We start from the raw sequence: 21,583 nt of genomic DNA on the forward strand, positions 1-21,583 counted from the left end.
CGCATAATATGCCTAACCCCCCGTAAGGTGCAAGCAATATCTCATAAACCTGCACCGGAGTGACCAGACAGAATGCTTATTTGGAATGTTGAGTAGAAATATTCCGAGGATAAAATTTTGAGCATAACGCCGAAATTGGGCAGGTAAGCGCAGACTCCGAAAAGACCGTTTGTGGATAGGCACTATTTGGAATGTTGAGTTAGTATGCGAATCAGCGTTTTGGAGGTGAACTCCTGTCCCTCGCGAAGGGGGAGATTTTTTACCGGGCATTCGGCGCGGGCTGCCTCTTTATGCCCACCGGCTGGGCCGTATTCGCCAAAACTCGTCTTGGCAAGCTTGCCAGCGTTTTTGCGATAACCGTCACAGCGGAAAATCACAACCAGTTTCTCCCCATGAATCCCCGAGACAATCACCCAGTCGAAGGCATCGACCCGGTTAAAAAAATCAGCGATAATCACCAGGATATCCGGTGTACTCACCTTGCCGATATGGACGTAGGCACGCCGTTTACTTGCCTTGACCTCATTTAAGGCAATACGAAAATAACGCAGTTCTGAACGTCGGAGTTGCGTCAGTTCAAACTTACGAACCAGATTGAGGTTGGCGATATTAAACAGATAACGAAAGCTGGTGCCGTCGGCAGCCTGCATGTTCTGCTTTTGAAAATTCTGGGTATCGACCTTCACCCCGTAAAAAAGGGCTGTTGCCAGGGCAACCGAGGTCTTGATTCCGGCTGCTCGCAGATACTCCACCATCATCGAAGAGACCGCACCATACTCCGGCCGAATATCAATAAAATCGGCATCCCATCCGGTCGTCACCGGATGGTGGTCGATGACCGCATTAAACGACATCTTTTCAAAGCAGGCCAGATGGTTGGGTTGGGAATCGACGAGAATCTTTTTGGAGTAATCTTTGACAGAGAGGGTGTGGAGGCGCTCTATGGGGATTTTCAGGCTCTCCACCATGGTGATGTTGTTGAGCCTGCGGATCTCGTTGGGGTAGCCGATGGTCACGCTCTGCACCCGGTAACTCAACAAACGCTTGAGAGCCATGGCAGAGGCGATGGCATCCGGATCGGCATTGATCACGATTAGCACGGTATCGCTTCGCTCAAAAATGGCCCAAAACCCGTTCAAGCGGGCAATGGCAGAGTTTTTACTGGCGCTGCGCGTTATATTGTCGTCGGCAATTTTCTCGAGTCGTTTCTGCATAGAAAAGGTTCGGAAAAGTGACACGATGCTCAACTCATGCGAACACAGTGTAAGGGGCTAATCCGCCGTTTTTTTTGTTATTAATTTCCAGAGCATTGGCGCGAGAGGCACCGCCGCTTACGGCTATGCACAGGAGGCTTTCATCGGTATGTCACAATCAACGAAGCTGACAACACCTGGATTGCTCACAAATTCAGGTTCTAGCTTCCTATGCATTGACTTAGGTCAATGATACAATACAAACAAGACCAAGGCGGCACCTTACACAGCAACTCTCAGAAGTGCAAGCATCGTCTTATGCAAGAATACCCTTTGTACAGCAATCCGACCAAGCTTCTTTCTTGACGGAACCCCATGCAGCGGGTACTACAGCACCAAGTACTACCTTTATTTCTGACATTTTTTTATTGATCAGAAAAAAAGTCAATGCATGATTTTTCACGAACAAGGAGAACCCGGTGAGCACACCCCAGGCCTCCCATTGGTGTATAGTTTTCAACTCACTGTTTTCTCTCTTATTTCAAAAACGACTTTTCCGGGATACCCCGAATTAACCGACACCTTTCATGATACTGCTTTATCGTTATATTCTGGTCCATTTCATGCGCAACCTTGTGCTGATCATGGCCGGATTCACTTCCCTCTATCTCCTGATCGACTTTTTTGAGAAAATCGATGATTTCATGGAAAAGGGAAAATCCCTGGCCTTGGTGGCCAAATTTTTTCTCGCAAATATTCCCTTTATCCTGGATCTGATGAGCCCGGTCTGCATTCTGCTTGCCGGTGTGGTTACCTTGGGTGTGCTCAACCATTCCAATGAGCTGATTGCCTTGAAGGCTTGTGGTATTCCACTCAAAAAAATTACCCTGCCCATAATCGGGGCGGGCATGGCCTGTATTTTCCTCTTTTTGACCATGGCGCAGATGGTGCTGCCCACGACCATCTCCTTAACCAATGAGATCTGGAACAAAGAAGTTCGGGGCAAGGTCCCGCTGGGGATTTACCGTAATGGCCGCTACTATTACCGAGGCGTAGAGGGATTTTACTCTTTTGCCCGGCCCGACAAGACAGTTGATCGGTTTCAAAATTTTTCCTATACCATCTGGAGCAAGAAGTATGCGGCCCAGACCCTGATCACTGCCGAGTTTGCCTCCTGGGACGGACGAGGTTGGACGCTTGAACATGGACAACTCCAGCAGGCCAACAAAGCAGGCATGCAGACCGAGGTGTTCACCACCAGACAGTTTAATTTTCCTGAGACTCCATCCGATTTCTTTGTGCCGGTGTATCACACCATGGAACTTTCTCTGGTCCAGCTCTACCAGGAAACCCGGCACAGCCTTTCGGAAACCGAGCGTAACCAGGCACTCTCCAACTTTTACGGCAAAATCAGCTACACTTTGCTTGGCCTGCCCCTGCTGCTCTTGGGACTGCCGGTGCTTTTGATGGTGTACCGCACCTGGGGACGGGACCTCTCCCTGGCTATTCCGGTAAGCTGTGGCATGGCCTTTGTCTGCTGGGGCGTCTACAACACCCTGCAATCCATGGCAAAGGCAGGCTACATGCCGCCCCTTCTGGCTGCGGTTACCGTGCATCTGCTGGTGGGCTCAATTGGCCTCTGGCTGCTGGTTCGGGAGGATCTCTGAGAGTGGAACGTGTAGGTATTGTTGGGGTTCCCCCCTTAGCCGTAATAGCGGAGATCAATCAACAGGGACACACCATCCTGGATCTGGACGAACCTCAGGTCACGGCCTCCATCGACCAGAGCGCACCGTTTATTCCCCGGGTCTACTGCGCCATCTTGCGCACTGTTGTCTTGAATGCACTCCACCTCAAGCTTGATCGGATTGTGATCGATGTGGGCCCGGGAAAATGCGACTGTGCCCTGCATGTGAGCGAGGTATTGGAGGATATGCTCGGTATTCCCATTCTTCGAACCCGCAATCAGGACACCGCAAGTTTTGGCACCCCCCTGTGCACGGCAGAGATTCCACTCATGGAAAAATTCTGCCGCATCACCCAAGGGGTCCAGTCAGCAGCCCCTTATGAACCATTGAGCCCCTGTGAGCCCACCTGCGGGTTCTGGGGGGTCCCGCCCCGTGATTTTTCGCTGCTGGCGCCTTTCCCGGACACGACCCACGTTTTTGGCTGGACCCGCTGCATGGAAAACAAGACGCCTGCAGACCTGGAACTGGAAAAGGTGGTTGATCTCTCCATCCCTACGGTCTTTTTTGCCCAATCGTTTTGTGCAAAGTCGGCCCTGGCTAAGCTGCTGGCCAGTAAACACCCCCGCGCCATCGCCATTGACTGTGATGTCACCCCCGGAAGCTCAACACGAGCCAAAATAGAGGCTTTTTTGGAGCTTTCCGGCATTGAACCCAAGCGGAGCAGCAACTGATGATTTTGGCAGATTTTGGCACCTCCTACTGCAAAATTTTTGAGCCTGAGAAGGAGACTGAGCCACGCATTGTCCCCACCCGTTCTCTGCCTCGCGATTTCAAGGCGGATCTTGCCACCGGACACAACGCTGCCCGCCGCAGTTTTAAGAGTATTAACGAGCTGACAGCCCTTGCACGTGGGGGACGCTCGATCATTGAAGAGGAGGACTTTGTCCTGCTTGACTGCGGAAGCCGTGATATTAAGTTTGTCCGCTTTGCAGATGGAGAGGTGGTGGATATGGGCTGGAATGCGGAATGCGGAGCCTCAATGGGGTTCACCATCGAACTGTTGGCCACCTACTACCAGATCGACTACAAAAGCCTGCCGGTCCCCAGCACCGGGTTTTCCATCACCTGCGGTGTTTTGGGCATGAGCCATATCTTTGATGCGGTGGTTTCCGGTGCTTCAGAGGCAGAAGCTGTGGCAAAATTTGTACGTGGCATAGCGCTCAATGCCTACCGCTTCGCCAAAGAGCCGGAACGGTTGTATCTCTCTGGAGGGTTATGTGACAACCCTCTCTTTGTGCGCAGTTTTCCCTGCGATGTGATCCCTCTGGGACGTTTCATTCTCCTTGAAGGCTTGTTGTCCACATTGAAAGAAACGTAGAGATTGTTGGAGTTCATGCACATACAAAAAAAACGGGTTCTTCTGAACCCGTTTTTTTTGTATGTGCAAATTAAAAGAAAGATAAACAATCAGGTCATCGACCTCTTACTTTTTATCTTTCTTTTTTTTCTTTTTCTTCAGTGCTTTTTTTAAAGGACAGCTTCCACACATTTTCCCTTTTTTAGCATACTTACCACAACATTTCTTCTTGCCCACTATGCTCCTCCTTATTCAAAACTGAAGGGTATCCCCGAATCCGTGAGCATCCATTGGAGCGGCGGGTAAAGCTGAAAAAAAGTTTATTTCAATGAATCCTTGTTTACTTAAGAGGATACACTGTTCAGCACTTACCCGTCGTCAGGATTCAGGTGCCTCTTTCAACTCTTTAAGGTACACAATAGAGCTGAATTCAGCTTTTGAAAAGAGAATAATTCTCATTTTCCACGCAGGGCCAAATTTTCCTGCGCCAGTGGGCGGGCAGATTGCCTGGGAAATTGGCGGACTCGATATTCTCTCCCGAATCCCTTGTTTTCTCCTTACTGGTCAGCCTTTGCCTTCGGCTGCTCCTCAGCTGGTTTGATAATCTCAAGCAATTCAACCTCAAACTTGAGCATGGAGCCAGGCTCAATCACAGGAGGCGCACCACGATCACCGTAGGCCAGATCCGGTGGAATAAAAAGCTCGTAGGTTGAGCCCACAGGCATCAACGGTAAAGCCTCCTGCCAGCCATGGATAACTTTATTGACTTGAAAAACAGCGGGCTCATTTCTTTTGTAGGAGCTGTCAAACTCGGTGCCGTCAAGGAGGGTTCCCTTGTAATTCACCTTCACCGTATCCGTAGGCAAAGGTTTTGCTCCCTCACCTTTCTTCACGACCTTATACTGCAGTCCGGACTCGGTTTCAGTCACACCTTCTTTGCTTTTATTTTCTTTAAGAAAGGTATCAGCTGCCAACCGGTTCTTTTGAATCATGGTAACCTTGGCTTTGATCTGCCGTTGCTGCTGGCGCTGGGCAAAACCCTTTTGAATGGCATCTGCCTCTTCTTTGGCTATAAGCGGCTTCTTGCCGCTGTAGGCGTCCACAATGCCCTGGTTGAGTATGTCAAAATCGAATTTTTCATCGAGACCTTTAAAATACTCGCCAAGATCAAGCCCCATAACATAACTCAATTTCTGCTCATCTGTTTGCAGCTCAACGGGTTGATCAGCAGCCCAGGCCGCGCTTGTTGTCAGCAAGACTGACAGCAAGCCGGTCATGAATACTTTCATAGAATGACTCCTTGTTCAAATTTGTGGAAAGGACAGGCACTGTGTACCCAGAAAAAGATCATGCACACGACCTGTTTTTTCAAGAGTTCCATAGAGCTAAGCATTCTTCCCCCTCCCCTGTCCACCTTTTTCTTGCACCGTAGCCCGAATAAAAAAAGAGGAAACCACTCTTGTTGATTGCATAATCACAAGACAGCTCCCTCTTTTTGTACAAACTCAAATCCGCCGGATGCAGCCTTTAGGGAATCTTGAATAATTGCTTTTTCTTCCAATCCCTGCGTCACGCTTAAAATTTTATCCTCGGAATATCACATATATGCCTGCGGTAAAATTTTGCGCAATCCTTGGCCTTGATTGAAAAATCTAATTATTCAAAACACCCTGTAGCTTAGAGCTCCCGTCGATCAATAACCCGTTTGGCCTTACCCTCAAAGCGTTCCAGACTTTTCTCTTCCACCAGCTTCACATCGACACTGAGCCCAAGCTCTGAGGCCAGGCGACTTTTGATGGTATCGATCACCTGCCGCTGCTTCTTCATCTGGTCAAAGAAAATTGACTCCATAACCTCGACCTTCACCGTGATCTTGTCCGCATGGTTTTCGCGATCGACGATGATTTGGTAATGGGGTTCGGTCTCCTCAACCTCAAAGAGCACCTTTTCAATCTGCATCGGAAAAACATTCACGCCCTTGATAATCAGCATATCATCAGAACGTCCCATAACCCGCTGCATACGCTTGAGAGTTCGCCCGCAACCGCAAGGGCCGGGAATAAACCGGGTCAGGTCGCGGGTCCGATACCGAATCATGGGAAAAGCCTCTTTGGTCAGGGTGGTGATGACCAGTTCGCCCACCTCCCCTTCCGGGACGGGTTCCAAAGTTTCCGGGTTGAGAATCTCCAAAATAAAATGATCCTCATTAATATGCAGACCGTTACACTCCAAACATTCACCAGCGACACCTGGACCCATGACCTCAGAAAGGCCGTAGTTATCGGTGGCAATAATGCCCAGCTTCTGATGAATTTCCTGGCGCATTCCCTCAGACCAGGGCTCGCCACCAAAGAGACCATAGCGCAGAGAAAGCCCGTTGGGGTTGATCCCCATATCCATCATGGTATCCGCCATGACCAGGGCATAGGAAGGCGTACAGACAAGCGCGGTGGTCTTGAAATCCTGCATGATCTGAATCTGGCGCTTGGTATTGCCCGCAGAGATGGGGATAACCGAGGTGCCAACGGTTTCCGCGCCATAGTGGAGACCAAATCCACCGGTAAAGAGGCCATAGCCAAAGGCAATCTGGATGACATCGTTTTTGGTCACACCGGCAGCGGTAATCACTCGTGCCGCCAGGTTCGACCAGTTTTTGATGTCATTGCGGCTGTAGCCCACCACGGTTGCCTGACCGGAGGTTCCTGAGGAGGAGTGTACCCGCACAACATCACGCAGGGGCACCGCAAAAAGCCCATAGGGATAGTTATCCCGCAGGTCCTGTTTCTCGGTAAAGGGAAGACGGCGCAGGTCGTCAAGCGAACGAATGCCCTCGTAATTAAATTTGATCTCGTCAAATTTCTTTTTATAGAAGGGGACGTTGGTGCCAACCCGGTACAGCGTCGACTGCAGACGCTCCAGTTGAAGTTGTTCCAAATCCTCCCTTGCCATACATTCGCGTTCCGGTTCCCAGTACATAATCGCTTTCTTGTCTAATTTTTTGAGTAATGGCCCTCGTCCATGCTTGATGGGCGGGGACACCGCATATTTTTTATTTGGGTGTCTTGAATAATTAGATTTTTCAATCAAGGTCAAGGCATGCTTAAAATTTTACCACAGGCATATGATTGATATTCCGAGGATAAAATTTTAAGCATAACGCCGAGATTGGAAGAAAAAGCAATTATTCGAGATTCCCATTTGATTACCACAGAAACTCAGCTGCAATATTTGTCGCGGGCAAGGCCCACTCCTACGATTCCGATAACATTTGGGAGGCTGTAGGAGACGGGCCATGCCCGCGACAGGGCGAACGGTTTACCGACTCTTTGTCTTTTGTGGAAAAGAAGTGGCACTTGGCACAAATTCTTCTTTTCCAGCGGAGCTTTAATGGTAATCATATATTTTTAAAGCTGTTGCTACTCCGTGACTTTCTCCCGGCCCAAATACGCCCGCTGCACATCGGTGTTGGCCAATAAGATATCACTTGGCCCCTGAACAATAACCTTGCCCACCTCAAGTACATAGCCTCGGTCGGCAATCCCCAGGGCGGCTTTCGCGTTTTGCTCGATCAAAAGCACGGTATTGCCTTCTTCCCGCAGACGCAGAATAATTTGAAAAATATCACGGACAATCAGTGGTGCCAGCCCTGTGGAAGGCTCATCCATCATCACCAGTCGTGGCTTGGACATCAGCGCCCGCCCCATGGCCAGCATCTGCTGCTCACCACCGGAAAGCGTTCCGGCAAACTGGTTGCGTCGTTCACGCAAAATGGGAAAGAGCTCGTACTGATGCGCAAGCTCTTTATGCACGGCGGCCCGCCCTTCCCGTTTCTGCAACACATGGCCTCCAAGCAGGAGATTTTCCTCCACCGACATGGATGCAAACACCTGGCGGTTCTCCGGAACCAGAGCACAGCCGGAGGCGACGATCTGGCCCACGGAACTGCGGCAACAGGGCGTATCGAGAAAATTGATCTCCCCTTTGGTCGGCTTAATCAGGCCAATAATGGTATGCAACAGTGTGGTCTTGCCAGCACCGTTGGCACCGATCATGGTGACAATCTCTCCGGGATCAACATGGAGTGAGATATTCTTCAGGACCCGGAGTTTACCGTAGCCAGCGTCGAGGTTTCGAATCTTGAGCATGAGATATTGAGTGCGGGAAACGACAAAACCATTTACACGGTTTCATCCTCACCCAGATAAATTTTTATGACTTCTTCGTTTTGCTGAATATTGGCCGGCGTATCCTCTGCCAGTTTGGAACCAAAACTCAGAACCACGATCTCATCGGAAATATCCATTACCAGCGACATATCGTGCTCCACCAGCAGCACGGTGATGCCCATATCGCGGATGGCGCTGATCAACCGGGCAACCTCGGCGGTCTCGTAGATGTTCAATCCGGCAGCAGGCTCATCCAGGAGGATCAGCTTGGGCTCTAAGGCCAGGGCACGGGCCATCTCCACAGCCCGCTGCTGACCAAAGGCCAAACTGGTGGCTTCGGTATCGGCTAGATCGGCAATCCCCAGCAAATCGAGCAGTTCCATAGAGCGGGCGCGAATGGCCTTTTCTTCTTTCCAGGTCGTGGGCAGCGAGAGCATCCCGGCAAAGAATCCGCTGCGGCTGCGACTGTGTCGCCCCACCATGACACATTCAAGGGCGCTCATCCCATGAAAAAGTTTGATGTTCTGAAAGGTACGGGCCATGCCCATGCGCGCTATCTCATAGGTCTTTTGCCCCTCTATAGACTGGCCGCAGAAGTGGATACTCCCCTCGCTCACCGGCAGGTTGCCGGCAATGAGATTAAACAGCGTGGTCTTACCGGCACCGTTTGGCCCGATCAATGCCTTGATGCTGCCCGTCGGCACCTTGAAGCTGACGTCATTAACGGCATGCAGACCACCAAAGCGTTTATGCACCCCGGAGAGTTCCAGCATGGTCTCGTTTGCCGGAGAAGTCTTGGGACTCATGCTCGACCTCCAATAATCAGCTGCCGTAACAGTGGCCGCAGCTTGAGGCCAAGTATACCTTCCGGCGAAAAAAGCATCACGAGAATGAGAATGGTGCCAAAAACAGCGTCATCAAAACTGCCAAAGACTCCGCGCAGGGAGAGAAAGGTCAGGCCGACACCCATGATCAGCGTTCCCCAGAGATTGAGCATTCCGCCCACCGCCACCAGGGCCACATAGCGCACCGACTTAGCCATCGAGGCCTCGGAAGGCCCGATCCCCCCGTTGTAATGGGTCAGGAGCACACCGGCCACGGCTGCGTAGATGGCACTGAGAACAAAGACTTTGAGTTTAAAGCGTCCGGCATTGATACCAGAGGCCTCGGCAGCCTCCTCCGAGCTGTGCAGGGAGCGCAGCGCCCGGCCCACCCGGGAACCGATCAGGTTAATGAGAAAAAGCATGCCCACAATAAGCAAGGTCCAGGAGGCGTAAAAGTTCAGCACCCGATGACTCATATCGCCGCTGATGGTGAGAAAAGGCAGCATATCAAAACCGGGGACCTCGGTAATGCCATCGGACTCACCAAAATACGGCATGGCCAGAAAGATGCGGTAAACAATGGTGCCAAAGCCCAGAGTAGCCATGGCCAGATAATGTCCTTTGAGCTTGAGCACGGGAATGCCGATAACAAGTGCCACCAGTCCGGCGGTGGTAACGGCCACAATGCACGCCAACCAGGGGGTGAAGGTCATCTGGCTTAGGCCATAGATATCCTGCCCATGCACGATCACCCCAGCCTTATCCAGCAGTTGTACCCACCAGTTTTGGGCAAAGGGTTCCAGGTTGCGGGTGGTCAGGGCTGCAGCAAGATAGCCGCCAATGGCAAAAAATCCGGCATGGCCGATGGAAATCTGCCCGGCGTAGCCCATGAGCACCCCCAGGCCGATAATGACCAGACCATAGTAGGCCGACATGGTCAGCTGGGTCAGATAGTATTGGGTGCCGGTCCACACCGTGAGCAGGTGCAGGGCCACCATAAGCACCCCGAGACCAATGAGTGGAAGATAGTTTCGGGTCTTCATCAGAAATCCTTTAATCGAGCAGCGTCACCGGACCCGAACAGGCCGTGGGGTTTAACAAAAAGAATCACCAGCAAGATGGCAATGGAGATCGCATCCTGAAAGGCAAGGGGCACAACGGAGACAGAAAACGCCTCAATGATTCCCAGAAGGATACCCGCCAGTACCGCAGCTCCAGAGTTCCCCAGCCCCCCAAGGATTGCGACGGTAAACCCTTTGAGAGCAAGTGCTGAGCCACTGTCGTACTGGGTATAGGTGATCGGTGACATTACGCAACCGGCCAGGGCGCCGATTCCCGCGCTCAGCATAAAGGAGAGCGTGACCATGTTGCGGGCATTGATGCCGCAGAGCAGTGCCGCGGTCCTGTTGGCGGAGCAGGCGCGCATCTCACGACCAATGGGCGTGCTCTTGAAGAACAGGTTCAACCCGGCCACCATGACTGCGCTGGCAAGAATCACCCAGACAACCTGGGGTGAAATGTGGACGCTGCCAATGGAAAAGGTGGTGATCTCGTTGCCGTAGAAATAGGGCAGACTGCGAATGGATTCACCCCAGATATGCAGTGCCACCTCCTTCAGCAGAATCGAAATACCAATGGTGATGATGATCATCCGCATCACCGAGGGGCTCTGCAGCCAGCGGATGAACAGAATCTCAATGGCAGCGCCGATGAGCATGGTCAAGGCAACTGCGCTGGCAATGGCCAAAGGCAACGGCATAAAATGAAGCAGCGAGATCGAGATCATACCGCCGAGCATGACAAATTCGCCCTGGGCGAAATTGATGATGCCGGTGGCGTTGTAGATGATATTGAACCCGATGGCGACAACGGCGTAGATGGAGCCGTAGGTGATGCCGGCAAAGAGGTATTGGAAAAAAAGGTCCGGACTCATGAACAGTGACTGGATCGTAAAAGTCTACAGAGCAGCTTGGAGCTTCCAAGACGCTCTAGAAAATGTCCATCCTCTACAGGCACCAAAGATGCCGGGAGTGGACATAAGGCCTTAAAAAGCAGACCGGCGGGGAGCACCCCGCCGGTCTGCAACTCTATCGGCTCCGCTTATTTCCCCTGGTAGAGGATGAACGCACCGTCTTTGACCGTCATCATGGCAAAGGAATCGATGGTGAGCCCGTTGTGATCTGCAGGAGAAAAGGAAAACATACCACCAACACCGGCAAAATTTTCTAACCCTTCCACAGCGTCACGTACCTTGGCGCGGTCGTTCCCACCTTTTTTGATCGCTTCCACGACCATGTTCATGGCATCGTAGGCATAGCCGCCAAAGGCAGAGGCATCTTCTTTGTATTTGGTCTCGTAATCGCTTTTGTACTGGACCAGACGCGCCTTCTGCGGGTTGCTCTCTTCGAGCTGATCAACCACCAAAAGACGACCACAGGGAAAGATGATCCCCTCGGCTGCCACACCGGCGGCCTGGGCATATTTGATGTTGCCAAAACCGTGGGACTGGAACAGGGGAACCTCCCATCCGACCTGACGCATATTTTTGGCAATAATGGCCTGGGCCGGAACCACGGACCAGTTGATGACCGCCTGGATGGAAACATCGGATTTAAGCTTTGCCACCAGGGCGCTCAAATCAGTGGCCTTGCTATCATAGGTCTCAGAAATCGCAACCTTGACCCCATAGGTAGGAGCCATTTTTTCCAATTGCGCCTTCCCGGCCTTGCCAAAACCATCATTGCCCGCGGTAATGGCTATGGTGGTAATGCCCAACCGCTGCATCTCCTCAAAGATCATCTGGGCGGCAAAGGAATCTTTCTGGGGTGTCTTGAACACATGTTTGGCTACAGGGTTGACAATGACCTCGGCTGCGGCACAGGAGATAAGGGTGGTCTTGCCTGCTTCGGCAATTTTCTTCACAGCCATGGATTCACCCGAGGTGGACGGCCCGATGATGGCAACAACTTTGTCTTCTTCGATCAACTGTTTGGCAAAGGAGACCGCTTTTTCCGAGTGTCCCGCCGTGTCTTTGACGATAAGTTCAATGGTATCTCCGTTGATACCACCGGCCTTGTTGATCTCGTCCACAATCATCTGCGCGCTTCTGGCCTCTGGGCCACCAAGAAAGGAGGCCGGTCCGGTCACGGCAAAGATTGCACCGACCTTGACGGTACCGGCCCATGCCGGTGCCAGCATGGTGGACAAAGCCAGGCAACAGGCTGCTCCTCCAAGAGCCAAACATTTGATACTACGTTTCATGGTTCCCCCCATTTTGTGTGTAGTAATTTTGATTGAAGAAGAAGCCTTGCCGCAGCAGAGAGCAGCAGCAAGGCCTCGTTTACAGCCTGCAGTTCTTTATCAAGAGTAGAAAAATGAACTCAAGCTCTCGTTAAATGGAGCAGATCTGCTCTCCATTGAGCAGCGTAAACCCGCTTTGCTGCATAACCGCAATGGCCTTGTCCATGTCATCAAAACGAAAGATGAGCACGGCATTGTCACTGCTTTTATTGACAAAGGCATACATATACTCGACGTTGAGTTCGGCCTCATGGGCAACCTTGAGCACGCTGGCCAGGCCACCGGTTTGATCCGGCACCTCAACCGCGATAACGTTGGTCTTGCCCACGGTGAAACCACCTGCACGCAGGGATTCCTTGGCCAGGTCAACCTTATCGACAATTAAACGTAAAATACCGAAATCAGCCGTATCGGCGACGGAAAGCGCGCGAATATTAATGCCCTTTTCCGCAAGGATACGAGTGATTTCAGCCAGACGTCCTGATTTATTTTCTAAAAAAACCGCAATCTGTTCTACACGCATGCAATCCTCCAATATCTTAGGTGGAAATTCCGGTCAAATTTTGCGGCGATCAATAATTCGCTGCGCCTTTCCCTCGGAACGCTGAATGGAGCGCGGCTCCACCAGCTTGACCTTGGTGGTGACACCGAGCATATCCTTGATCTCTCCCTGAATCTTTTTGGACAGATTTTCAAGGACACGAATTTCATCGGAGAAGACCTGCTCGCTGACCTCAACCAGAACCGACATTACATCCAGGTTGCCTTCGCGGGTCACCTCGATCTGGTAATGCGGCTCAACCCCTTCAATCCCGACGAGAACATGCTCAACCTGTGACGGGAAGACGTTGACCCCGCGGATGATGAGCATGTCATCGGTACGACCGGTGACCTTCTCCATACGAATCAGGGTCCGACCACAACCACAGGGCTCAAGGAAGAGGCGGGAGATATCCTTGGTCCGGTAACGGATCAGCGGGAAGGCCTCCTTGGTGAGGGTGGTAAAGACCAGCTCTCCGGTCTCCCCGTACGGCAGCACTTCCAGGGTATCGGGGTCGATGATCTCGGGCAGGAAATTGTCCTCAAGAATATGCATGCCTTTCTCGGAATGGGTACATTCCATGGACACGCCAGGCCCGATAACCTCGGAAAGGCCATAAATATCCAGGGCTTTGAGACCAAGTTTTCTCTCAACCTCTTCGCGCATGTTCTCACTCCAGGCCTCGGCACCGAAAATGCCCACCCGCAGTTTCAACTCCTCGGGGTCGACGCCGACATCGGCAATGGCATCAGCGAGGTTCAAGGCGTAGGAGGGGGTAGAGAGCAGGACGGTTGAACCAAAATCGCGCATGATCGAAATTTGGCGTTTGGAATTACCGCCGGAGACAGGAATAACTGTCGCCCCCAGAGCCTCAATGCCGTAATGCGCACCAAGCCCGCCAGTGAAGAGCCCGTAGCCATAGGCGTTGTGCACCATATCGCCCCGGGTCACCCCTGCCATGGTCAGACAACGCTTTATGACGGATGCCCAGAGGTTGATATCCGCCTGGGTATAGCCGACAACCGCCGGTTTTCCGGTGGTTCCCGAGGTAGCATGGATACGGATAACATCATCCATGGGCGTGGCGAAGAGCCCAAAGGGATAGTTTTCCCGCAGATCATCCTTGGTGGTAAAAGGCAGTTTGCTCAGATCCTTGAGCGACTGAATATCACCGGGTTTCACTCCAGCCTGATCCATTTTTTTCTTGTACGGCAGGACATTGTCGTACATGCGGTGCACCAGGGCCTGCAGTCGTTTGAGCTGAATTGACTCCAGCCCGGCCCGTGGCAACGATTCGATTTCTTCCACCCACATCATTCAATTACCTCTCTATTTTCTGGCCTGCATACACAATCAGGCGTAGACTGCCGCGCGTCCGGCGGAGAATGCTTTTTTATTGACCTCGCGGAACTGCTCCTTGACCGTGGTATCGATCACCTCGATAAAGACATTGGGATCGACCGCCAGGAAGTTGGACATCGCCCCGACCATGGCCACATTGGCGGTACGCAGCTCACCCACGGATTCAGCCACGGCAAAAGCATCGATGGCAACCACGTTGATCTGGCGGGATTTGAGCTCATCCAGAATATTTTCCGGATACTTGGCCTTGCCCAGAGCAACCGCAGGCGGCAGTATTTTCTGGGTGTTCACCACCACGGCGCTGTCTTTATGCAGGTAGGGCAGATAGCGCACCGCCTCCAGGATCTCAAAGGCGACCAGAATATCGGCGCTGCCCGGTTCGATCAGGGGCGAGTAGACCTTCTGGCCGTAGCGCAGGTGGGCTTCAACCGAGCCACCACGTTGGGCCATACCGTGGACCTCGCTTTTTTTGCAGTCGTACCCGGCTGCCAACTGGGCATGGGCGGTCAACTCGCTGGCCAGCAGGATGCCCTGCCCGCCCACACCGGAAAAGAGAATATTGCCGCTCTGTTTCATTACTTCGCCTCCTTTCTGGTGATCGCATCGAACTTGCACACCGACGCACACTGGCCGCAGCCGTTACACTGCACCTCGGTAATCTGGGCAACGCCTTTTTGTTTTTCACGGTAGCCGCGCGCCACCGCCTCTTCTGGGGTGAGCGGTGTCCAGCTGATAGCCGGGCAGCCCATCTGCACACACTGGGTGCAACCGGTACAGTTATCCAGATTGGTGGAGTAGACAGGTTTCTTGCGTTTCACCTCTTCAGGCAGCAGCACACAGGGAGCCCGACTGATGATCACCGAGGGCTCGGCAACGGCGATCTCTTCCTTGAGCACCTTGCGAGTAGCCTCGACATCGTGGGGATTGACCACTGTAACGCGTTTGACGCCCACAGCCTGGCAAAGCATCTCCAAGTTGAGTGCCGGTGCGGCCTCACCACGAATATTATGACCAGAGGCCGGGTTATCCTGGTGACCGGTCATGGCGGTGGTGCGGTTATCAAGAATGATCACCGTCGCATAGGAATTATTATAAACCAGGTTCAAAAGACCGGTGATGCCCGAATGCATAAAGGTGGAATCGCCCAAAACGGCGACGACCTTGCCCTCGCCCTCTTTGCCCATTGCCTTGGAAAGACCATGGGCCATGGTGATGGAAGCCCCCATACAGACACAGGCATCCATGGCGGAAAGCGGCGGCAGAAATCCCAGGGTATAACAGCCGATATCACCGGAGATGAAGACATCTTTTATTTTGGAGAGGCCAAAGAAAAGGCCGCGATGGGGACAACCGGCACACATGTTCGGTGGCCGCATGGGCAACTCGATTGGCTCAAAGAGTTCGCCGATGGAATCCGGCTCGATGGCCTTGCGCACAATAAAAGAGTTCAGCTCGCCCTGATTGGGGATCAAATCCTTACCGCGACAGGCAATGCCCATGGCTTTGAGATGGGTTTCGATGAAGGGATCGAGTTCCTCGACCACGATCAGCTCATCAAGGTTGGCTGCAAAGTCGCGGATCATCTGCTCCGGAAGCGGCCAGACCATGCCTAGCTTCAGCACCGGGGCGTCTGGGAAGGCTTCTTTGACGTAGTTGTAAGGGACACCGGAGGTGATAAAGCCGCGCTTGCCGCTTCCAGGTTCAATCCGGTTTTCGGGGAGGGTCTCCGCCAGCTCGCGAGCCGCCTGCATCCGTTTTTCCACGGCCACGCGACGAACGCGGGCGTTCCCGGGGAGCATAACCATTTTGGCCGGAGCTTTTTCCAGCGATGGTTCAGGCAGCTCAAGTTTCGTGCCCTTTTCCACCACGCCCTTTACATGGGCGATACGGGTGGTGATACGCATCATCACCGGGGTATCGAGTTCTTCACTGAGCCGGTAAGCGGTGGCCATCATCTCTTTGGCCTCAGCCGGGTCAGAAGGCTCCATCAGGGGCAACTTGGCGGCATAGGCGTAGTTGCGGTTATCCTGCTCGTTCTGGGAGCTATGCATCTGGGGATCATCTGCATTAAGCACCACCAGACCACCACGAACGCCGGTATAGGCCGCAGTAAACAACGGGTCTGCTGCCACGTTGAGGCCGACATGTTTCATGGTCGCCAGGGCTCGGGCACCGGCAAAAGACGCACCGATGGCAACCTCAAGTCCTACCTTCTCGTTGGGCGCCCACTCGGTATACACGCCCTCATAACGGGAGAGATTCCCCATGACCTCGGTCGACGGTGTTCCCGGATAGCCGGAAGCCACCCGCACACCTGCTTCCCAGGCACCCAAGGCGATCGCCTCGTTACCGGAAAGCCACATCTTGTTCTCCTTGTCAAACCCCACGTCATTCCTCCTCTGCACGCCCTTGCACGGGCGGGTCGAAATGCTGTTGTCACAATGCGGTGAGGGCAAGTGGACCGGGACGGACAGACAGAGTCCTCCCAGTGGATCGCTCGCGTCACCCTATTGATGTGTTTTCAAGGCATCCTCGAAAACGATTAAAATCAGATATGATTATTTTTCAGGCCCCATCCTTACCTTGAATCAAGCCTCAAAGGCAAGTGCTTTTTCCCCTGCTTTTCCCTTAGATCCTTGTCTTCCAAAGGTATGCGGCTTTGCTCATTCAATGTTTTTCCGGAGCGGCTTGTGCTGCTTGTTGTAAAGACAGAGTCCAGGTTGCCTGGTGTTGATCCAGGTTAACTGTCGCCAACACCAGCGGGCTCGATTCCATCAACTTAAATAGTGCTTGGTTGATCCGGGTCAGGGAAATATTTCTGGTACTGGACAAGATACCTCCAAGCCAGTGCAGTGTCGGTCGAATTTTGGGAGCCATTTTCTGCGGATAGACCAACAGGGCGCTGCTGTTGGCACTGCTCAGACGCATGCTCAACTCTTCTCCCAGTTGGGTCGCAACATCAGAGTTGAGCCCAGGAGGCTGCCGTGCTGCCTGCAGCCGCGAAACCATTCCGGCCTTACTGGTGGAAAGAAGAAGCAGGGAGTCGATCAAGGCCAGGGCTGGCTGAGCATCCTTGTCGGCAAGCAGTGGCCAGGAGAAGACGGATACCCCATGTATCTGCTCCTGCTGCTCATGGATAAGCTCATTTGTCTTCATGGCCTGACGCAGTCCCTTCACCATATTCACTGCCGCGGCTTTATCCCGCAGGGAGGCAAAAAAACTCATCTTGGGGGCGGGAAAAAGAGCCGCACGCACCATATCATCCAGGATAAATCCATATTGGGGGCCGAGTGCCCGATGCAGGGTGGCGAGATCAAAACCGAACTGTGCACGCAGGCGGGCGTCCACCTGCTCAGGATCCAGGTTGTTCGTGTGGAGAATATGCTCTATCAACTCCGGCCTGAGCGAAGATGACCATCCATAGGCAAGGGTGGAGTTTTCCAGCAGCCTCAGGCTCTGGTTGGGAGAAGAGGCCGAATCAACCGCGCTTTGCAACAGGGGATGCAGTTTTTGGTACTCGTAGGTCGCTTGCGCACCAGTTTCCAGGGAATGTTTGTCCGCGTAGCTCAGGAGGGAAAAATCACGCACCCCCGCAAGCAACGGGGCAGAAGGGACGAGCGCGGGAATGTTTTGCATAAACGCGCGTAAATGCACGGGATTGACAAAAACACGCAAAAAGGACTGCTCCTGGGCAACTCTGTGCCAGAGGCCAAGGACGCGAATAAAGGGTGATGACTGTGCAAGAGGGCGGCCTTCTTTGTCGGCAGCCAGGAGGCAGCGTTTAATTGTATCCGGGTTATAGGCCAAGAAAAGCATCTTCCCCTCGGTGTACCCATAGAGAACCTGGCCCGGTTCAAATTCCACCCGCACCAACTCGAGCCCATCGACCTCCTCACGGCTTAGCCCCTCTGTCTTGACAATGCGACTAAAAAGATCCAAAGCACCGGCCACAGTGGTACGGGCAAGGACGACCAGAGATTGGCGAAACACGGGCACGAATGCGGAGGGACTACCCTGGTCGGATGGAGGCACCAGGGCCAGCGTGAGATCATGGCCAAAGACCGCCCGAATGGAGGGGGTGGAAAACACTGCGGCCGCTGTATTAGCCATGCGATCGTATTCTTGCTGGTCCTGCCTGCTTCCTCCCAGATCCTTAATGACCGCATGCATGTTTTCCTTGGAAAAAAAATGGCCAAGGGGTGTATCTGGAAAGGCCGCACTCATCCGGGCGAGGTGAAGCAGGTTGACCGTTGCCACGGTCGTGTCCGGAAGATACCGGGCATACTCATTGTCTACTACCTGAGCGAACCAACTCAAATACACGCCAGCGACGACAAAGACGGCGACAAGCACCAGCATCAACCATTTTCTTCGAATGATTATTAGTTTCTGCATAATTGTCCGTGCCTTCTCCGGTTTATGGTTCATCAGTTTTCGGAAGCGGCCAATTCCTCTTCGATTGCTTCAATGGCTTGCTGCGCCTCTTCCCACCGCTGGTAGGCCCGCTCCAGATGGCGCTCCACCTGGGCGTACTCTTTGGAGGTCGCGCTCCACTGCTCCTGATCGTTGTACAGCTCCGGATCGGCCATCAGAGCTTCAAGCTCTGCTTTGCGGCCTTCATGCTTTTCAATCTCCTGCTCGGCCTGATCGCTCTTTTTCTTCCAGGGGCCAATCTTTTTGTTAAGAAGCTGACGTTCTTGAGCGCGGCGCTTGCGCTCGGCTTTTTTATCCACAGAGCCCGGATTTGCAGAAACTTCCTCTTTACCGGGACCGGTCTTTTTGGCCGCAACCGCCTGCTCGGCCTTTCCCGCCTCCATCTTTTTGCGCCACTCCAGGTAATCATCCACATTCCCTTCATGGATGGTTGCCTTGCCGTCTCTGATCTCAAGGACCTTGTTGACAAAGGAGTTCACGAAAAAACGGTTATGGGAGACCACGACAATGGTCCCCTCGTACTGGGCCATGGCCTCCTGCAAAATCTCCTGGGAGCTCATGTCCAGGTGGTTGGTGGGCTCATCCAACAACAGCATATTGGCCGGGCGCACCAGCATCTTGGCCAGGGCCACACGGGATTTCTCGCCACCGGAAAGAACCCGCACCTGCTTTTCCACCTCATCGCCGGTAAAGAGGAAGGCCCCCAGAAGCGAGCGGACCTGGGTAATACTCATGTCGGTTGCCGTATGATAGACCGTGTCGACAATGCTCAATTCACCGGGCAACTCTTGGGCCTGGTGCTGACCAAAGTAGGAGAGGATCACATTATGACCGGGTTTGATCTCCCCCTCGGCTGGCTCCAGTCCGGCGATAATCTTCATCAGGGTCGTTTTACCGGCACCATTGACACCAACCACCGCCAGCTTATCACCTCGCTGCAGATCGAGTTTGACCCCGTCAAAGACTTTGACTCCATTAAAACTCTTGCAGACATTGTCGAGCTTAAGCACGTCGCGCCCGGAAGGTGCGGCAGGGGGAAAGGAAAAATGGATAGAACGATCGGTTTCCGAAAGCTCGATCCGCTCCATCTTTTCCAACTGTTTCACCCGGCTCTGCACCTGCTTGGCCTTGGTGGATTTCGCGCGAAAACGGGTAATAAAGCGCTCACTCTGCCGAATCTGGGCTTGTTGATTTTCGTAGGCAGCCCGCTCAAGCTCCAGGCGCTGTTCCTTTTCCACCAGGTAATGGGAGTAGTTACCGCGAAAGACGGACAACTTGCCCAAACTCAACTCCCAGGTTGTGGAAGTGATCCGGTCCAGAAAGGAGCGGTCATGGGAAATGATCACCATGGATCCCTGGTAACTTAAAAGAAAATCCTCCAGCCAGGTGAGCGAGTCTAGATCCAGATGGTTGGTGGGCTCATCCAACAGGAGCAACGAGGGACGCTTGAGCAGCAGCTTGGCAAGTAGCAGACGCATAATCCAGCCACCGGAAAAACTCTTGACCTCCTTTTCCAGGTCCTCGGATGAAAAACCCAGACCAAAAAGTACCTGCTCCACCTGAGGGCGAATGCGAAAGACATCGCTGCCCTCCAACTGATGCTGCAACTCGCCCTGGCGGTTCAAGAGCGATTCGATCTCCGGGCTGTCCGCATCCAGCAGAGCCAGCTCGGCGCTCACCTGATCCAGCTCTTCCTGCTGGGCAAGCACATCGTCAAAGGCGGATTCGGCCTCGGCAAAGAGTGAACGGCTGCCCAACTCAATGCTCACCTCCTGGGGCAGATAGGCCACGGAAAACCAGGAGGCCCGATTGACGATCCCCGGGTCCACCTCCTGCTGGCCGCACATGATTTTCAGAAGCGTGGATTTCCCCGCACCATTGACACCGGCCAGACCGACCTTGTCGCCGGTATGGATCTGCACCGAAACGTTGCGAAAGATATGTTTACTGCCGTATTGCAGGTTGAGATCGTTAATACTGAGCATGAAAATGTTGTCTGTATTTGAGCTGTTGAAATGTTTTTTCGTCCATAATTCCACGTAACCGGTGGGCACAAACTACGTGCCCACCCTACTCCGAGATACAATATACCTCTGAGCCTGTAGGGTGGCGCAAGCGGCTGTTTGCTTGCCCACCGATGAATCCCCCTCTCCAGCAATCTCTTTATTCACCAAAGCAAGGACTGGATGCATCAAGATTCTGCCCGCCCCAATCAGGCGAATAATTCCCCAGGCGAACTTGCCGATGGAAGGTTGAGAAAGGCCAATCCACCACCTGCTTTACCCAACCATGTTTCACAGGGTTGTAATGGATATAATCCATATATATTCTGTAATCTCGGTCGCATGTGATCTGGTGTTCCCAGAAGCGCCGTTGCCAGATGGTTAATTCTCGCGTTTTTTTCCTGGAGGCGTTCATCCAGGCTTCTACATGAAAGAGGTGTTTGCAGCGTTTGGAAAACGTGGATTTTATTCGACTCCAGCGCATTGAAAAATCAGAATCCCCTGGAGGTAACGTCCATATACAATGCAGATGATCAGGAAGCAACACCCAGGCATCAATGACAAAGGGACAGGCCTCTCGAGTCTCCCGTACCACCTTTCCCAGGATGTTTCGCGCTTCAAGAGAGTCAAACAGACGCCTACGTCGATACGTTACTACGGTGAAGAAAAAGGTCCCACCCGTTGCATCTGAACGACGATAATTGGGCATTGTCTA

Annotated in this window: 18 protein-coding genes; 3 read left to right on the plus strand and 15 right to left on the minus strand. The window is 52.8% G+C overall.

The genetic code is table 11. The annotated features are described in order from the left end of the window. Positions 1 to 182 precede the first annotated feature (182 nt). Positions 183 to 1,214, minus strand: coding sequence for a DHH family phosphoesterase (locus tag JWJ90_RS10580; RefSeq protein ID WP_205227194.1), 1,032 nt, complete (start codon positions 1,212 to 1,214; stop codon positions 183 to 185). 566 nt (positions 1,215 to 1,780) lie between these two features. Between JWJ90_RS10580 and JWJ90_RS10585 the strand changes: the two genes are divergently transcribed. The 3 genes from JWJ90_RS10585 to JWJ90_RS10595 are packed head-to-tail and all read left to right on the plus strand — an operon-like array spanning position 1,781 to position 4,259. Continuing rightward, positions 1,781 to 2,860, plus strand: coding sequence for an LptF/LptG family permease (locus tag JWJ90_RS10585; RefSeq protein WP_205227195.1), 1,080 nt, complete (start codon positions 1,781 to 1,783; stop codon positions 2,858 to 2,860). A 2-nt stretch (positions 2,861 to 2,862) separates the two neighbouring features. Beyond that, complete coding sequence (locus JWJ90_RS10590; protein ID WP_205227196.1) at positions 2,863 to 3,612, plus strand: hypothetical protein; 750 nt, start codon at positions 2,863 to 2,865, stop codon at positions 3,610 to 3,612. Then, the gene (locus JWJ90_RS10595; protein ID WP_205227197.1) at positions 3,612 to 4,259 is read left to right on the plus strand and encodes an ATPase; all 648 of its coding nucleotides are present in this window, start codon (positions 3,612 to 3,614) and stop codon (positions 4,257 to 4,259) included. The genes JWJ90_RS10590 and JWJ90_RS10595 overlap by 1 nt, the downstream gene beginning before the upstream one ends. Positions 4,260 to 4,795: 536 nt before the next feature. Here JWJ90_RS10595 and JWJ90_RS10600 read toward each other — a convergent pair. The 14 genes from JWJ90_RS10600 to JWJ90_RS10665 all read right to left on the minus strand — a co-directional run bounded on the left by JWJ90_RS10600 (position 4,796) and on the right by JWJ90_RS10665 (position 21,577). Continuing rightward, on the minus strand, positions 4,796 to 5,527 hold the full coding sequence (locus JWJ90_RS10600) for a BamJ family beta-barrel-assembly machinery protein (RefSeq protein ID WP_205227198.1): 732 nt from the start codon (positions 5,525 to 5,527) through the stop codon (positions 4,796 to 4,798). 388 nt (positions 5,528 to 5,915) lie between these two features. Beyond that, the gene (locus JWJ90_RS10605) at positions 5,916 to 7,214 is read right to left on the minus strand and encodes a phenylacetate--CoA ligase family protein (protein WP_205227199.1); all 1,299 of its coding nucleotides are present in this window, start codon (positions 7,212 to 7,214) and stop codon (positions 5,916 to 5,918) included. 440 nt (positions 7,215 to 7,654) lie between these two features. Then, a complete protein-coding gene (locus tag JWJ90_RS10610) occupies positions 7,655 to 8,383 on the minus strand; it encodes an ABC transporter ATP-binding protein (protein WP_205227200.1) in 729 nt (242 codons plus the stop codon). 32 nt (positions 8,384 to 8,415) lie between these two features. Then, positions 8,416 to 9,177, minus strand: a complete 762-nt coding sequence (locus tag JWJ90_RS10615) for an ABC transporter ATP-binding protein (RefSeq protein WP_205227257.1) — start codon at positions 9,175 to 9,177, stop codon at positions 8,416 to 8,418. A gap of 29 nt (positions 9,178 to 9,206) precedes the next feature. Next, on the minus strand, positions 9,207 to 10,271 hold the full coding sequence (locus JWJ90_RS10620) for a branched-chain amino acid ABC transporter permease (protein ID WP_205227201.1): 1,065 nt from the start codon (positions 10,269 to 10,271) through the stop codon (positions 9,207 to 9,209). Next, entirely contained in the window at positions 10,271 to 11,161 is an 891-nt protein-coding gene (locus JWJ90_RS10625) for a branched-chain amino acid ABC transporter permease (protein ID WP_205227202.1), read from the minus strand. Before JWJ90_RS10625 ends, JWJ90_RS10620 begins: the two co-directional genes overlap by 1 nt. A 167-nt stretch (positions 11,162 to 11,328) precedes the next feature. Continuing rightward, on the minus strand, positions 11,329 to 12,489 hold the full coding sequence (locus JWJ90_RS10630; RefSeq protein WP_205227203.1) for an ABC transporter substrate-binding protein: 1,161 nt from the start codon (positions 12,487 to 12,489) through the stop codon (positions 11,329 to 11,331). Between the two features lie 130 nt (positions 12,490 to 12,619). After that, complete coding sequence (locus JWJ90_RS10635) at positions 12,620 to 13,051, minus strand: ACT domain-containing protein (protein WP_205227204.1); 432 nt, start codon at positions 13,049 to 13,051, stop codon at positions 12,620 to 12,622. Between the two features lie 33 nt (positions 13,052 to 13,084). Continuing rightward, positions 13,085 to 14,386, minus strand: a complete 1,302-nt coding sequence (locus JWJ90_RS10640) for a phenylacetate--CoA ligase family protein (RefSeq protein WP_205227205.1) — start codon at positions 14,384 to 14,386, stop codon at positions 13,085 to 13,087. A gap of 36 nt (positions 14,387 to 14,422) precedes the next feature. Further along, positions 14,423 to 15,007 (minus strand): indolepyruvate oxidoreductase subunit beta, encoded by a 585-nt coding sequence (locus JWJ90_RS10645; protein ID WP_205227206.1) that lies wholly within the window; start codon positions 15,005 to 15,007, stop codon positions 14,423 to 14,425. After that, positions 15,007 to 16,794: an indolepyruvate ferredoxin oxidoreductase subunit alpha gene (iorA, locus tag JWJ90_RS10650; RefSeq protein ID WP_240194884.1), complete on the minus strand. Its 1,788-nt coding sequence runs from the start codon at positions 16,792 to 16,794 to the stop codon at positions 15,007 to 15,009. Before iorA ends, JWJ90_RS10645 begins: the two co-directional genes overlap by 1 nt. Before the next feature lie 304 nt (positions 16,795 to 17,098). Beyond that, the gene (locus JWJ90_RS10655; RefSeq protein WP_205227208.1) at positions 17,099 to 18,826 is read right to left on the minus strand and encodes a hypothetical protein; all 1,728 of its coding nucleotides are present in this window, start codon (positions 18,824 to 18,826) and stop codon (positions 17,099 to 17,101) included. Positions 18,827 to 18,858: 32 nt separating this feature from the next. Continuing rightward, positions 18,859 to 20,850, minus strand: coding sequence for an ABC-F family ATP-binding cassette domain-containing protein (locus JWJ90_RS10660; protein ID WP_205227209.1), 1,992 nt, complete (start codon positions 20,848 to 20,850; stop codon positions 18,859 to 18,861). Between the two features lie 178 nt (positions 20,851 to 21,028). Then, on the minus strand, positions 21,029 to 21,577 hold the full coding sequence (locus JWJ90_RS10665) for an REP-associated tyrosine transposase (RefSeq protein ID WP_205227210.1): 549 nt from the start codon (positions 21,575 to 21,577) through the stop codon (positions 21,029 to 21,031). Between the last annotated feature and the right edge of the window lie 6 nt (positions 21,578 to 21,583).

Origin of the sequence: Desulfobulbus rhabdoformis, from assembly GCF_016919065.1 — a bacterium.
Taxonomy (GTDB): Bacteria; Desulfobacterota; Desulfobulbia; order Desulfobulbales; family Desulfobulbaceae; genus Desulfobulbus; species Desulfobulbus rhabdoformis.

Coding starts and splice junctions, on each gene's coding strand:
- JWJ90_RS10580 (WP_205227194.1), bottom strand. CDS start 1,214: ATGCAGAAACGACTCGAGAAAATTGCCGACGACAATATAACGCGCAGC.
- JWJ90_RS10585 (WP_205227195.1), top strand. CDS start 1,781: ATGATACTGCTTTATCGTTATATTCTGGTCCATTTCATGCGCAACCTT.
- JWJ90_RS10595 (WP_205227197.1), top strand. CDS start 3,612: ATGATTTTGGCAGATTTTGGCACCTCCTACTGCAAAATTTTTGAGCCT.
- JWJ90_RS10600 (WP_205227198.1), bottom strand. CDS start 5,527: ATGAAAGTATTCATGACCGGCTTGCTGTCAGTCTTGCTGACAACAAGC.
- JWJ90_RS10605 (WP_205227199.1), bottom strand. CDS start 7,214: ATGTACTGGGAACCGGAACGCGAATGTATGGCAAGGGAGGATTTGGAA.
- JWJ90_RS10610 (WP_205227200.1), bottom strand. CDS start 8,383: ATGCTCAAGATTCGAAACCTCGACGCTGGCTACGGTAAACTCCGGGTC.
- JWJ90_RS10615 (WP_205227257.1), bottom strand. CDS start 9,177: ATGCTGGAACTCTCCGGGGTGCATAAACGCTTTGGTGGTCTGCATGCC.
- JWJ90_RS10620 (WP_205227201.1), bottom strand. CDS start 10,271: ATGAAGACCCGAAACTATCTTCCACTCATTGGTCTCGGGGTGCTTATG.
- JWJ90_RS10625 (WP_205227202.1), bottom strand. CDS start 11,161: ATGAGTCCGGACCTTTTTTTCCAATACCTCTTTGCCGGCATCACCTAC.
- JWJ90_RS10630 (WP_205227203.1), bottom strand. CDS start 12,489: ATGAAACGTAGTATCAAATGTTTGGCTCTTGGAGGAGCAGCCTGTTGC.
- JWJ90_RS10635 (WP_205227204.1), bottom strand. CDS start 13,051: ATGCGTGTAGAACAGATTGCGGTTTTTTTAGAAAATAAATCAGGACGT.
- JWJ90_RS10640 (WP_205227205.1), bottom strand. CDS start 14,386: ATGATGTGGGTGGAAGAAATCGAATCGTTGCCACGGGCCGGGCTGGAG.
- JWJ90_RS10645 (WP_205227206.1), bottom strand. CDS start 15,007: ATGAAACAGAGCGGCAATATTCTCTTTTCCGGTGTGGGCGGGCAGGGC.
- iorA (WP_240194884.1), bottom strand. CDS start 16,794: ATGTGGCTTTCCGGTAACGAGGCGATCGCCTTGGGTGCCTGGGAAGCA.
- JWJ90_RS10655 (WP_205227208.1), bottom strand. CDS start 18,826: ATGCAGAAACTAATAATCATTCGAAGAAAATGGTTGATGCTGGTGCTT.
- JWJ90_RS10660 (WP_205227209.1), bottom strand. CDS start 20,850: ATGCTCAGTATTAACGATCTCAACCTGCAATACGGCAGTAAACATATC.
- JWJ90_RS10665 (WP_205227210.1), bottom strand. CDS start 21,577: ATGCCCAATTATCGTCGTTCAGATGCAACGGGTGGGACCTTTTTCTTC.